We start from the raw sequence: 13,967 nt of genomic DNA on the forward strand, positions 1-13,967 counted from the left end.
CGCTGGAGCTAGACAACGTCTACATCCAGTCTCAATCGACATCTTGTTGCCAGCCTTTGTACCCTACATCCTGTAGACTTAAGAAAGGGGTCCTTCCTATGTCTAGTAATTCTTTGAACCAAGAAAAAATGACTGAGTTTCTAACAGAGTTAAAAGAAAGAGACAAACAATTTCAGCAAGATAAACAAGAAATACGAGCAGATTTTCTCGTACGTGGTATCTGTGAAAAAGAAGTGGATGGACTATTAGAAGACCCGGCTTTATTCCCAGAAACATGGTTGCCTCTGCATCTACGTTGGAATGCGATAAGTGCAGCCGACGGAAATCTATCAGCACTTCTTTCAGAGGCAGCAAAGCTTTTATATGGAGAGGCCTCAGATATTGTGAATGATGCACAAGCAAGAGCTTTCATAACAAAGCTCAGCAAAGATAATACCCATTAATGTATAAAAGAAAAGACTGCGCCATTCCACTTAGTACAGTCTTTTTCCATGAGGGTATTATGAGGATTGGTCATTGGCACATAAGGAGTGATTTATTGTGCCATTTTTCTCTCTACATTGGGGGTGGAATTTGGGGAACTCTTTATATGCGGTTTCTGAAGGAGACTTTCCAGGTGAGCCACTCGAGCTTTTAATTCATGTAATTCATGATTAGCTTTTCCTAACATCAAAATAAGATCACTAACCATCATTTCCACCGAATGATTCTCACTTTCCCTAACCAAGTGTTCACCTCCAAGTATCTTGTTTCGACAAATTCCGGGGTGCGCTATTCTAAAAGGCCTTTTCTTGAGTTGACTTTTTATCCATGAATTTTACTGACTCGGCCAATACCTCTGTGACATAGACTCTCTTTCCTTCTTGGTTTTCATAATGTCTTGTTTGTATTCTTCCTGTAATGCCAATAAGGGAACCCTTTTTGCAAAACTTCGATGTATTTTCAGCGGTTTTCCCCCATAATGTACAAAGAACAAAATCTGCTTCATACTCTCCTTGAGCATTCTTAAATATCCGGTTGAGGGCAATTGTCACATTGAGCACAGCTTTTCCTTCCATTGTATAGCGAAGACTAGGTTCTTTCGTTAATCGCCCGACCAAGGTTACCTGATTAATCACCATTTCCTCCTCCTTTTCGACAAGATATTCATATCATAGCGGACATTTTTCCCTTCGTAAAATCAGCAAAAAGCCATTCTCCTCTCAATTTTCCAGTGGAAAATTGATTTTTATCCACCAAAAAGCTGATTTTGACACTTCATTTAAAATGAAAACTCCTTTTCCAAGAAATTTTTAAAAAACGCAAAGATCATGCTATAATTTTAGGAAAGGCCCGAATGGAGGGGATTGGTTTGAAAAGCTTTAAAATTATAGCTCTTCAACTAATGGATCAACAGCAAGCCATCGAAATTCCTTTAACAGATGGATTGGTGATTAATATGGAAAGTGAAGATGGAGAATGGATTATAGAGGCTTACATTGATAAGCAATTTAGACAAAGCTTTCAAGAGAAATATCAAAACCAGGATCCCTTTGAAATTAGAGTCGTGATTACACATTCAGGAAATGATCCTGCACCGTTTACAGTACAAGTTCATTCTATTCAAGAATTGGATCAGCATATTAGTGTGTTATTAAAGGGTAAACTAAGCAAAAAACGCATTGAATATTTAGAGCTGCTGTTAAATGAATTGATCAAGGAAGGCTACAATGGTGAGGCTTTAAGAGCTGAATTTAAAAACCGCATGAGGACAAAAAAGGCGAGTAAGGATAATGAAAAATTGAGGAGCTAGGGGTCTGAATCTTGCTATGGTGAATATGCGGGCCATTACCCTTTTACTGACTTCTTTGGCTTTCGGGCACGGCGGTGGCTCGCGCCGTTACCCTTTTGCTGATTTCTTCGACTTTCGGGCACGGCGAAGGCTTGCGCCGTTACGCTTTTTGGCCCCCCCCTTATTTTCGTCACGGCCAAGCCCTCCACCCTTACGTTTTTTGAGCATCCCTCTCATTTTCGTCACAGCCCACCGCCCCCTTTCACCAATATTCTGTCCACAAGCTAAATTCCCGATAAACTCCTGATCTACAGAACGAGAGTAGCATTCCTGCGAGCAGGTAATGCTACTCTCGTTCTGTAGAAAGCCATTATTCAGTCAGCTGGGTATAAACTTCATATACATAGGGATTGGCTGGCTGTTCAATTTTTTCTAGCTGTGTGATCTTGAGAAATGGGAGTTCCCATCCATCCAATTTTGTGGTGTCTAATGTTCCGGTTGCTTTCACCCATTGATCAACGTCTAATGAGGGGGCTTCTGTAATCGAGGCGATTAAACCATAGACGGAAGCATCGGCAACACAGCAAGAAACAGCAAATCGAGCAACGACAAATTGGTCTTCTTCAAACTCTGGCTCTTTATAGACAAATCCAATTAGTTCTACTTCTTTCCCAATAAATAATTGGGGATCTGTGTGCAATAGATCCATAATGGCAAGATAGCGTTTTTCGTCGAGAGTGATTTTATCGCTGTTCTCAAGCTCTGCTGCCAATTGGTCCATTTCCTCTGTTGTCATATACACTACATTATTATTTTCCATCTCAACATGATCATTCGATCCAATCTCTTGATCAGCACCTTGTTCCTCAATTTTTTTATCTAAATTTTCCATATACGCTTCAGGGTCCTTTAAATATTCCTCCGCCAAGGATGTATCCGTGTTTTCCTTCACTTCAGGCGGTTTCGTGTATAATCCTGATCCGTATTTGATCCCTCTATTTGCCGCAACGGAACTGTCCAAAGCCGTATTAGGAAAAACCAGACCAGTTAAAACCGGGCAAATAAACAATGTGTAAACAACGAGTGAGCGGAGGAAAGACCCTCCTTGATCATGAATAAAACCGCAGCCACAATAGACATCTTCAATTTTTCCCGATGTTCCTCTCCATATTTGGATCACCCCTAATATAAACAAAACCGTCACGGAAAAATAGGCGAAAGGCACCATCTTCGGTGCTATGAAATAGTGGATATTCCCGGTGACAATCAATTTAAATATTAATAGGAAAAAGCCGATCAGAATAACTCCCTGGAATAGAATATGATAACTAAAATCCCTTCTTTTTTGCATCAGTACACCTCACACATACAATTGATAACCTAAAATGATAAGATAAACAGATATTGTCACAATGATCATGAAGCCAATGACGAATCTTGCTCGAAAATAGGCAAATAGCATAATCGTATTCTTTAGATCTAACATCGGGCCATATAATAAAAATGCTAACAATGATCCAGTCGAAAAAGTATGAGAAAATGAGGAAGCGACAAATGCATCTGCTTCAGAACATAAGGATAATATAAAACCAAGTCCCATCATCACCAATGGAGAAGACACATCATTGGTTCCTAATTGAATTAATACCTCTCGATCTAAATACGTTTGAAAAAGACTAGCAATGAGCGCACCGATAATTAAATATTTCCCCATATCAAAAAACTCATCACTTGCATGATAAAAGGTGGATTTTAGTTTATTCGTTTGGATTCCCCTTGATTCTGTCAGCTTGTCCACCAACTCATTCCTTGTCCATTTTAATTGGTTACGATTCCGAAAAAATAGATAGATTACTAACCCAATGATCATAGCTAATACAAACGCCAAAATCATTCTTGCATAGGCAATGCTTGGGGTGGTTTGGAAAGCATAATAGGTAGACGCAAAGACAATCGGGTTTAAAATCGGAGCTCCCACGATAAAAATAACACCAACATGTAATGGCATCCCCTTTTTCATTAACCTTCTGACAACAGGGATAATCGCACATTCACATACAGGGAAAATAGCACTCACAAGGACTGCAGGCACAATAGCAAGCAGAGGGTTCTTTGGTATGAGCCTCTGCACCATTTCCTCTGATAAAAAGGTTTGAATCAAGGCTGAAACAAATACACCAATCAGGACGAATGGAAGGGCTTCTAAGACAATACTTAAGAAAATTGTATTCACGTTCAACATTGATTTTGGAATGGTTGCTTCTATATTCGTCATGTCTGCGAATAAAAATATGCATATCAACACTCCCATAAGAACGATTCCGACTCCATCTCTTACCCATCCATTTACATGTCCACGCATCTTTACGCTCCTATCCTTGGTTATTTTCACGATGTGATTAATTTCTTATAGGCTTGTTGAATCTGTTTTTCTTCTATCCCAATGCCAATTAAAATGATTACAGCCTCTCGTTCTAACGAAGCCGGAATTGGAGAAAATGCCACCTTTTTTGCTGCATATTGAAAGCTGAAGAGATCATCAGATCCTTCAAGTTTGATAAACCCTTTTCCACGTAAAACACCATCAGGTAATTGCTTTATCCATTTCTCAAACTTCCTCTGATTGAAGACAGGAAGCTTATCTAACTTAATCGCCTTCACGCTAGAATGGTGGTGATGGTGATGAGCATTGTGTGTTGATGTTTTGTCAAGAAGGATAGATTGAATTCGTTGCTCAAAGAGAATGGCTGGATCAACTTCTCCATATGCACTCTCCACTATGAGCTTTTTATCTCCCGCTATTTTCATTACCTTTTGTTTTAGCCTATTAAGCTGTTCGATTGAAACAATATCTGTTTTATTAAGCAACAATAAGCTCCCACAAACAAGCTGCTCCTTTAACAACTGACGAACCTCTGACGAACTCGAAAAAATACTTTGATATTCTAAAAAATGACTCGCATCCATCACCGTAATAATCGACATTAGTTTGAATTGATCGATATAGGGCGTACTTAACATGACTTCTTGGATCTCAAGAGGGTTGGCCACCCCTGTTCCTTCAATAAATAAGACATCTAATGGTTGCTGTGTAATCTCAGAAATAAGAGTATTCATCGTTTCCTTTAAATCGTCTTGAATTGTACAACAAATACACCCATTTAATAATTCATATACTTTTTCATTTTGAAACAGATGCCCTTCGACATTGGCCTCCCCTAATTCATTCAAAATAACCCCCGGTTTCCAACCCATTTGCTCACAGTATTGAAGCATATGTAATAAAACGGTCGTTTTTCCACTTCCCAAAAAACCACTTAGCACATAGACAGGGATTCTATTACCAGTTTTCATGCTTATTTCCAAATTCATTCACCTCTTCATCCTTTCACTATTTTCTATAATTTTTTCCATTGTTAAAAAAGTACTTGCCAATTTGGTTTTTTTATTATACCATACAGATCGTAATGATTACGTTTTTCGTTGTTAAAAATTAGTCATTTGCTTTTATCAGATATTATTTATGGCATTGGCTCCTATCCGCATGGAAGTTAGTATATTCATAGGATCAAAGTGAAACTTTAATTAGTGGAGACTGTTAACGCTAAATAAATCGTAATAGTTACTATTTACTTTAAACCTATTCTCTTAGAAGAGAAAAAATACCAATTTTTATTTTACAAATGTTAGAAAGGAAAAGGATATATGAAAAGAAAATCCATTTTTTTGATATTGGTTTTATTGATCGGCATTTTTCTTAGTGGTTGTCAGACAGCTTCTTCTACTGAATCAGAGGCCACAGAAAAAGAGAATAAGCCCTTAACAGTATTTACTACGATCTTTGCAATAGAAGACTTCACAAAGAAAATTGGCGGAGACCATGTTCAAGTGCAAAGTGTCTATCCCGTTGGGGCAGATGCTCATACTTTTGAACCGACGATGAAAAAAATGATGGAAATAGCTGATGCGGACTTATTTATTTTTAACGGATCTGGCCTAGAGCCTTTCATTGATAAATCTAAGGACATCTTTACAAATGAAAATGTCACTTTAGTAGAAGCTTCAGAAGGAATCGAATTATTGGAAGGTCATGGACATGACCATCATGATGGTGAAGATGAGCATACAGAACATGAAGGGGAACATGGAGAACATAGCCATGATGATGGGGATGAAGATGGACACGCAGATCATGATCATCATGAGGGAGAACATGATCATAACCACGACCATGATCCACATATTTGGCTAGATCCAAATCATGCGATTAGCATGGCAGAAAATATAAAAAATGCTCTAGTAGAGGCAATGCCCTCTGCCAAAGAGGATTTTGAAGAAAACTATCAAACTGTAAAACAAGATTTAGAGAATCTCGATGATGAGTTGAGAACAACGATTGAAGGTGCAGAACACCCAGAAATCTTAGTTTCCCATGCTGCATATGGATATTGGGAGCACCGTTATGGTCTTGAACAAATTAGCATTTCAGGATTAAGCCCGGAAAATGAGCCATCGCAAAAACAGTTGCAAAACATTATCGAAACAGCTGATGAACATGATATTAACTATATCGTCTATGATCAAACTCCTCTCACAAAAATTGCTGATATTGTCCAAAAAGAAACAGGGACGACAATTGTAACACTTCATAACTTGGAGTATATAACAGAAGATGATGTAAAAAATAATGAAGATTATTTTAGCATTATGAATAAAAATATCGAAAACTTGAAAGAAATTCTTGCCCCTTAATATTTTGGGACGTCTTAGTCGCTAGGCGAGCACTAAGACGTCTTTTTTGCTATATAAGTGGGCGAATAGACTGTTGCTTTAAATGAGTAGATTATTTTCCCTATATTCTTTTGGTGATATTCCTTCAAGTTCCCGAAATACTCTCGCAAACTGTTTTGGATGATTAAAACCAACCTTATGACTTACTTCTGAAATCATCAGGTCTGGTTTTTGAAGAAGGGGCTTTGCTTTTTCAATACGAACCTTTTTTAAATAATCAATGAAGTTTTGTCCTGTGGATTCCTTAAACATATGACTAAAATAAGAATAATTTAAAGAGACATAATTGGAAATGACCGCTAAATTTAAATCTTTATAATAGTTTTCCTCGATATATTGCAAGGCTTCCTCCATATATTTCTGCTCAGAGTAAATGCTTTTAAGCCGCTTTGTATATTCATGTAATTGAAGAACCAAAGCTTCCAACGCGTAATAATACTCATAAAAGTCTTTGAAATTATAAATATGGCCTACATGATCATAGTGCTGCATAATTTCAATTGATTCTTTGCCAAGCCGATGGAAGGCGGAATCTAAAAGAACTTCATTGATTGCTTGATGGAGCTCCTCCATATATTCAATTCCATTGCTCGATATCTCCTCTAAATTAAGAATTTCTAATAATTGCTTTCTAATTTCTTGATCTCGATTCGTACCAAGCATATTAGAGATTTTCTGGATTTTCTCCAATGGAATTGGGTCTTCTTTCACTTTTGGGGTTATTTCTGAAAAAAGCATAACTTTTTTACTAGAAGTTAGAAACAAGTGCTTTAAAGCGTAACATGCTTGTTCATATCCTTCTTTGATTTGGAAGCGATGTCTGAACTTTGCACTTACACCGATAAATGCAGTTATAGAGCCAAATTTATCTAACAGCCTTTCAAACACAGATATTGTAGGTGTAAGCACAACGATATTTTGATTCTTGTCATAAAAAGTAATCATTCTCTTAAAAGATTCCTGAAAATACTGGGCGAGGATCTCCTTTACATAAGACAGGCTTTCTATTTCCGTAGTCGGTTCCCACATTTTAATGATCCCAACAAAATATTCTTCAGGAAATGATTCTAGTCTTAAGTTCTTCATCACTTCTTCAATTTCATTCCTAGTAATATCCGGATGAATGAACAGATAATTTAATTGGTTCGCTTGATTGCGTTCTCTTTCTCTCTGTTTTTCCTCTGCCATATTTACCTCTGCTATGACTTGTTTTAACGTTTGCTGCAATTCTTTGCGATTAATCGGTTTAAGCAAGTAATCTTTCACTCTATATTTAATTGCCTCTTTTGCATATTCAAAATCATCATACCCACTGATCATCACAATTTGCGGCTTTTTCTCAAAGGAGTGAATGGCTTGGATCAGTTCAATTCCATCCATTCCAGGCATTTTAATATCAGTCAAAACAATGTCAATCCGTTCTGTTTCCAATATCTCCAATGCTTCAAATCCATTGCTTGCTAATAGAAGGGTAAATTGATTAGGAAATTCTCGTAAAATCATCGCTTGAATCCCTAATCGAATGTTTCGTTCATCATCAATTATCAGTAGTTTATACATCTCCACTGGCCCCCTTATCCCGCATTAACGGTTAGTTCCCCCACTGATTGAAGTTTCGCCTTATGATGAAAAAGGGCAATTTTAGTATGACCTTTGTATATATATTTTTTTCACTTTCCACCTGAATCCCATATTCTTTTCCATAAGATAATAGCACACGTTCTTGGACATTTTTCAATCCAATACCAGAACCATTTTTATGTGAAACTGCTTCAGGTTCTCCCTCAAGTTGTAAGCTACGACTTAATGAATCAAGTACTTGCTCATCCATTCCAACTCCGTTATCCTTTATTTCTATCATAAGCAATTGATCATTTTCCTCATAAACTCGAAGCTTCAAACATGGTTGTTTATTGTTGAAATCTGGCTGCAAGCCGTGTTTGATCGCATTTTCCACAATTGGTTGTAAGGATAATTTTAATATCTCTTGATTTTCCAGCTTAGTAGGAATGTCCATTACAAAGTGAATGGGATGATCGAGGCGAAGGTTCATAATTTCAATATAATTTTGGATATGAGCAATTTCTTCCCTTAGCACGACAAATTCATTTTTCCATTTGATATTATAACGCATCATTTCTCCTAAGGAGGTGAGAGAATCAGAGATATCATATTTCCCTTCAATTTCTGCCATCATTTTAATATTCTCCAATGTATTATAAAGGAAATGGGAATCAATCTGTGTTTTCAATGCCTTTAATTCTGTATCCTTGGTAATCGCTTGTTTATAGACCGCTTCGGCGATCAATTGATTGATTTTTTCAAGCATACTCCGAAAATGAAAAGCGAGTGCAGCAAATTCGTCATCGCCTTCTACATCTATATTTGTTGTAAAGTCGCCTTTCTCCACTTGTTTCATCTTATCAATTAACTTATACATTTTCTTTAATAAAAGGGAGATCATCAAATAGGTGAGCAAAAATAAAACCGATAATAAGGCGGCAGCTAGTAAAATAGTCGAAATACGTACCCGCTTCGTTTCTGAATGTAGATCTTCTAAGGATACGATATTGATCATAAATGTATCGATACTTGGAATAAAGGTAGAAACTGCAAGATAAGGAATCTTCTCGATTGTGAATAAAAGGCTGTGAATCTCTTCATCCTGTTTTAAATGATCCAAAATATACTGATAGTCTTTTTCTGTAAATGGATGATCTTTTAAAAATGTTCGGGCCGGATTGCTAAAAATTTGTTGTTGTTGATTGACTAAGATAATTTCTGATTGTTCATCTTGTATCGGGCTATACATTTTCGGAAAAAAGTTTTTTTGGAACATAGAAATTTCAACTATTCCTAAATGATTACCATGGATATCATTGACTTTGCGATATAGAGCAATTTTTGGATTTTTTTCCTTTCTATTGGTTAGAAGCTGGGAGTCCTCACTTTGTAGCTTCCATAGTTCTATTTCATCTCTTGACATCGCTTCCTTAAACCAAGGCAGATGTTCAATTCGATTTTCCCGAAATAAAATTGGCCACATTTCATTGAGAGCCTCATCATCCACAAAAAAATGGCTTGATTCAATACTGGGATTGACATTCAATAACTTCCCCATTTTCATCATCTGATTTCTTTGAAAATCCAGCAACTGCTCCACCGCTTTGTCTCCTGGTACGCTAACAAAATCGATAATATCTTGATCAGAAGCAAGTATTTGTGCTGACTCACGCATGGATTCTATATTTTTGTTTATATGGATTTTTTCCATTTCTAATTCATATTGATGATTTCGTTCCGATTCCTTAATAGCGTTTTTATAAATTTGCTGAGAATAAATAAACACAATCAATACAACCGGGACCAAAAACAAAGTAAGGTAGACGACAATCAGTTTATTACGTAAGGATAGATGTCCAAATTTTTGAAAGCCCCTTTTTATCAACCTAGTAAACATTACCTTTCTCACACTCCGCAGTTAGATCTTTATACCTATATTATCGCACAGAATCTATTGGCGAGAAAATGGTAAAAAAGAGGGAAGTTTGCCTACCAGCAGATTTCCCTCTTTCCAGTTATCATTCCTCCATTGCATTCTCAATTTTAGTTTTATTTTCCTCGTACCGTTTTTGTTGGTATTCATGAACTTTTTCATAGCCCAATTTATCCCGCTTTTTCAAAAATTCTTCATGAGCTTCATCAAACTCTTTGTCTGATTTTGCTAAAATCATTTTTGGTAAGGTTTTTCCCCATTCTTGTGCAATTTTGCCGTTTGCTACTCCTTCCGAAGATGTACCTTGGGGGTTAAGATCATCAAAAACAGCAAAGCTTTCCGTTTTTCCTTTTGTCCAGTCTTCCAATTGTTTCATTGGTTCCTCTGTTGGTGGTTGCCATTCTAATAACATATCTGTATCCATTAACATCCAGAATGTATTCGAGGCACCATATTTTTGATCAAAAGCGGTTCGATCAGAATGCAATAAATCTAGGACTTCTGGAAACCATTGAGGTTTCCCATCAACATCCTCATAAGTGACCCCCTCTGGCCCAAGGTACATATCCCTTTGCCCCTCTTCACTAATTAAATAACTCATAAATTGAATTGCTCTTGCTGGATCTTTAACATCTTTGGAAATTAATGTAATTGTCCATCCCGATAATCCATCCCCAGATAAGGTTGGGGGATCTAAGTTTTCATTCGCTGGTCCATCGACCGCAATATAAACAGAATCCGGGTCATTTTGATAGCGTGCTAATTCTTGTGCTTCCATATCACTACGTTGATAGAGCATCGCGAAATAGCGACCTTGAGCAATCTTTTCTTCCATTTGTGGACGTTTATCGATAAAGATGTCTTTTGCTAACAATCCATCTTCATTTGCTTGTCGTAATACTTTTAACCAACGTATATATTCAGGATCGGTTGAACGATCATACAACTCCCCGTCCTTTTCCATCGGGATAGCGAGAAAATTTTGCAAATAACCTTCCAACGAATAGTTTCCTGTATCCCCAAATTCATGTAACCCCAAAGGAATTAAAGGCGTTCCATTGACATCAGGGAATTTCTCTTTGGCATCTTTCAATGCTTGAAGAAATCCTTCTGGTGTACGCATATCAGGACTTCCAATTGCCTCATACATATCCTTTCTAACTAAGAAGGTCTGATTGGATGGTTTTAAATCTTTATATTTATCAAACGTCTTCGGTGATGAAGAAGCATTCGGATAGCCATAGACATTGCCATTTTCTTGTCGATACCACGCTAATTTAGCTGGATCCGCTACCTTAAAAAAGTAAGGATCATATTGTTCAGCCAAATCATTTAATGGAAGGACAAGTTCTCCTTCAACCATTTGCTTTACTGCCTCTTCTCCCCACGCTAAAGTAATGAAATCGGGTAGTTTGCCTGAAGCAATCATTGTATTCATTTTCTCCGCTTCATTTCCGGCAGGAGCCATAATGTTTAAGGTAACACCAGTTTTATCTGTAATATATTTGGAGGTTTCGTCTCCACCCCATTTACTGGCAAACCATGAAAAATTAATATACCAATCAAATGTAATGGGCGAGTTATCCTCTTGCCAACCTGGATCATTTTCTGTTAGCTTTGTCGCATTTTCAGAAGATGGCTGTTCCGCCTCTACATTCTCTTTTTTTGAAGAGGAACAGGCCGTCATCAATATAGCAATCAGTAATGTCATAGCTAGTAGATAGAAGCTTTTCAAATATCTTTTACTTTTCATTCTCTTTTCCCCCTTTAAGTACGTGTTCAAAAAGAAGGTAAAAAGGACATAGTCGGCTAAAAGTGCTGACTTCTAGTGTCAATTTTATCGGACCTTTTGAACAACCTCTTTAATCAACTTGATTATATTTTCTACTTGCCTATCCTTGCCCTAGCATAAGCAAGTTCTTACCCCTTGATTGATCCAATCAGCATCCCTTTTACAAAGTATTTTTGCAAAAATGGATAAACAAGCACAATCGGTAAAGTTGTCACAACCATTGTCGCTAATTTAATCGATTGTGATGTTACTGTTTTACCTATAACCCCACCTGGTGCGTTGGTCATCATCTGATTGGAACTTGATTCTGCGACCACTTTATAAAGATAGGTTTGAATCGGCTGTAGATCTGGTTCATTGACAAAAATCACTCCGGCAAAATAGTCATTCCACTGATAGACCCCATGAAAAAGCGCAATTGTTGCAATCACTGGCATCGACAAAGGAATTGCGATCTTGAAAAAGATCTTTAAATCACTCGCCCCATCAATTTTAGCGGCTTCCTCCAATGATGTGGGCAATTCCCTAAAAAAGGAGACGAAAATAATTAGATCAAAGAAGTTGAATAAAGCTGGAATGATATAGACAAGGAAATTATCTAACAAACCTAAATCTCGCAATAATAGGAAATAAGGAATTAATCCACCACTAAAGAACATCGTCACAACACCAATAAACATATACATATTCCTGCCTCTTAATTCTTTACGCGATAACGCATACGCTACCATCGCAGTAAAGAACACGTGACAGACAGTACCAATGACCGTTTTTGCAATGGTCACCCCAAAGGATGTCAAAATACCTTTATTGGCAAAAACAGCCTGGTAATTTTCCAGCGTAAACTCTCGTGGCCACCAATAGATCCCTCCTTTCATGGCATCCATTCCCTCATTAAGAGAGTTCACAATTACATACCAAATCGGATAAATCGTAATAAAGCATAGAAATAACATAATAAGGATATTAAGATTATCAAATATATACTCACTTAATGTCCGTCGATTTCTTTTCATAAGTTGAAACATGGGAGTCCCGCCTTTCTAGAATAATGAAGTGCCATCTAATCTTTTCGTAATTTTATTTGCTGACAATAGCAGGATAAAGGCAATAACGGACTTTAATAATCCGACAGCGGTTGCATAAGAATATCGCGCATTCTGGATGCCGACTTGATAAACATAAATATCAATTACATTACTAGCACTTTCGTTTAAAGAATTTCGTAACACGAGGATTTGGTCAAAATTCGTATTTAAAACACCACCCACGGCTAAAATAAATAAAATCGTAATCGTTGGACGGATGGAAGGTAAAGTTACATGCCACATTCTCTGAAACTTATTCGCCCCATCGATTGTAGAAGCTTCATATAATTCCGGTGACACACCAGCAATCGCAGCTAAGTAAATAATCGCTGACCAGCCTAATTCTTTCCAAATATCAGAAATGATCACAATCGCCCAAAAATAATCTGGTTCCGCTAAAAAATTTAAGCGTTCATTGGTAAGACCTAGTCCGATTAGGATGTCATTCATAATTCCCACATCTGCCAACCAAGTCGTTAAAATTCCGCCTAACACTACCCATGATAAAAAATGTGGAAGATAAGTAATCGTTTGGACCGCTTTTTTGAATTTTAATGATGTTAATTCATTCATTAAAAGAGCAAAAATAATCGGCAATGGAAAACCAATCAATAATTTTATGGAACTGATGCCAAGCGTATTTTTTATCACAATCCAGAAGTTGTCATCTTCAATAAACTCACGAAAATGCATCAGTCCTACCCAAGGAGCCTCAGAAATCGATTTTATAACACTGTACTCCTTAAAAGAAATGATCAATCCATACATAGGTATATAGTTGAAGATAATCATCCAAATGACGCCTAGAATGGCCATGATTTGTAACTGACGTTGAGAAATAAGGTCTCTTCCTAATTTCCCAATTTTTCGGCTTCTACTTGGAATCAAGACAGGAGGATTTGTTTTCTTTGTTTGTTCTAGGTTCAGTTTCATCTCGTTCCCACCCTAACTTTCATTTCTTCATTGATGATAGTCTTATCATAGTAAAACGAGATTTTAAATGTAAGCCCTTAAATTTTACTTAGGGGT

General features: G+C 37.0%; 13 protein-coding genes. 3 read left to right on the forward strand and 10 right to left on the reverse strand.

Annotated features, from left to right (window positions below; translation table 11 throughout):
* Nucleotides 1-98: 98 nt before the first annotated feature.
* Nucleotides 99-443 (forward strand): hypothetical protein, encoded by a 345-nt coding sequence (locus tag KI375_RS00910; protein WP_212971679.1) that lies wholly within the window; start codon nt 99-101, stop codon nt 441-443.
* Nucleotides 444-535: 92 nt separating this feature from the next.
* Here the strand turns inward: KI375_RS00910 and KI375_RS00915 are convergent, their stop codons facing one another.
* Together KI375_RS00915 and ssb are read right to left on the reverse strand one after the other, a co-directional pair.
* Entirely contained in the window at nt 536-727 is a 192-nt protein-coding gene (locus tag KI375_RS00915; RefSeq protein ID WP_212971680.1) for a hypothetical protein, read from the reverse strand.
* Nucleotides 728-776: 49 nt separating this feature from the next.
* A complete protein-coding gene (gene ssb / locus KI375_RS00920; RefSeq protein WP_207446918.1) occupies nt 777-1,118 on the reverse strand; it encodes a single-stranded DNA-binding protein in 342 nt (113 codons plus the stop codon).
* 233 nt (nt 1,119-1,351) lie between these two features.
* Between ssb and KI375_RS00925 the strand changes: the two genes are divergently transcribed.
* Nucleotides 1,352-1,792, forward strand: a complete 441-nt coding sequence (locus tag KI375_RS00925; protein WP_207446336.1) for a YwpF family protein — start codon at nt 1,352-1,354, stop codon at nt 1,790-1,792.
* Between the two features lie 349 nt (nt 1,793-2,141).
* Here the strand turns inward: KI375_RS00925 and KI375_RS00930 are convergent, their stop codons facing one another.
* Genes KI375_RS00930 through KI375_RS00940 form a run of 3 tightly spaced genes read right to left on the reverse strand, consistent with a single transcriptional unit; the run spans nt 2,142 to nt 5,143 of the window.
* On the reverse strand, nt 2,142-3,122 hold the full coding sequence (locus KI375_RS00930) for a TIGR03943 family putative permease subunit (protein WP_212971681.1): 981 nt from the start codon (nt 3,120-3,122) through the stop codon (nt 2,142-2,144).
* A gap of 9 nt (nt 3,123-3,131) precedes the next feature.
* Nucleotides 3,132-4,133 (reverse strand): permease, encoded by a 1,002-nt coding sequence (locus KI375_RS00935; protein ID WP_212971682.1) that lies wholly within the window; start codon nt 4,131-4,133, stop codon nt 3,132-3,134.
* A gap of 26 nt (nt 4,134-4,159) precedes the next feature.
* Nucleotides 4,160-5,143: a CobW family GTP-binding protein gene (locus KI375_RS00940; protein ID WP_212971683.1), complete on the reverse strand. Its 984-nt coding sequence runs from the start codon at nt 5,141-5,143 to the stop codon at nt 4,160-4,162.
* 333 nt (nt 5,144-5,476) lie between these two features.
* Here KI375_RS00940 and KI375_RS00945 point away from each other — a divergent pair, with 333 nt between their 5' ends.
* Nucleotides 5,477-6,523 carry a metal ABC transporter solute-binding protein, Zn/Mn family gene (locus KI375_RS00945; protein ID WP_212971684.1) on the forward strand — a complete coding sequence of 349 codons (1,047 nt, stop codon included), beginning with the start codon at nt 5,477-5,479 and terminating at the stop codon, nt 6,521-6,523.
* A 78-nt stretch (nt 6,524-6,601) separates the two neighbouring features.
* Here KI375_RS00945 and KI375_RS00950 read toward each other — a convergent pair whose 3' ends face one another.
* The 5 genes from KI375_RS00950 to KI375_RS00970 all read right to left on the reverse strand — a co-directional run bounded on the left by KI375_RS00950 (nt 6,602) and on the right by KI375_RS00970 (nt 13,871).
* Nucleotides 6,602-8,122 carry a response regulator gene (locus tag KI375_RS00950; protein ID WP_212971685.1) on the reverse strand — a complete coding sequence of 507 codons (1,521 nt, stop codon included), beginning with the start codon at nt 8,120-8,122 and terminating at the stop codon, nt 6,602-6,604.
* 31 nt (nt 8,123-8,153) lie between these two features.
* Entirely contained in the window at nt 8,154-10,022 is a 1,869-nt protein-coding gene (locus tag KI375_RS00955; protein WP_212971686.1) for a cache domain-containing sensor histidine kinase, read from the reverse strand.
* A gap of 121 nt (nt 10,023-10,143) precedes the next feature.
* Nucleotides 10,144-11,811, reverse strand: a complete 1,668-nt coding sequence (locus KI375_RS00960; RefSeq protein ID WP_244852152.1) for an extracellular solute-binding protein — start codon at nt 11,809-11,811, stop codon at nt 10,144-10,146.
* 167 nt (nt 11,812-11,978) lie between these two features.
* Nucleotides 11,979-12,878, reverse strand: a complete 900-nt coding sequence (locus KI375_RS00965) for a carbohydrate ABC transporter permease (RefSeq protein ID WP_212971687.1) — start codon at nt 12,876-12,878, stop codon at nt 11,979-11,981.
* Between the two features lie 15 nt (nt 12,879-12,893).
* On the reverse strand, nt 12,894-13,871 hold the full coding sequence (locus KI375_RS00970) for an ABC transporter permease (protein ID WP_212971688.1): 978 nt from the start codon (nt 13,869-13,871) through the stop codon (nt 12,894-12,896).
* Nucleotides 13,872-13,967 lie beyond the last annotated feature (96 nt).

The sequence above is a fragment of the Bacillus sp. J14TS2 genome, assembly GCF_018333015.1.
Lineage (GTDB): Bacteria > Bacillota > Bacilli > Bacillales > Bacillaceae_C > Lederbergia.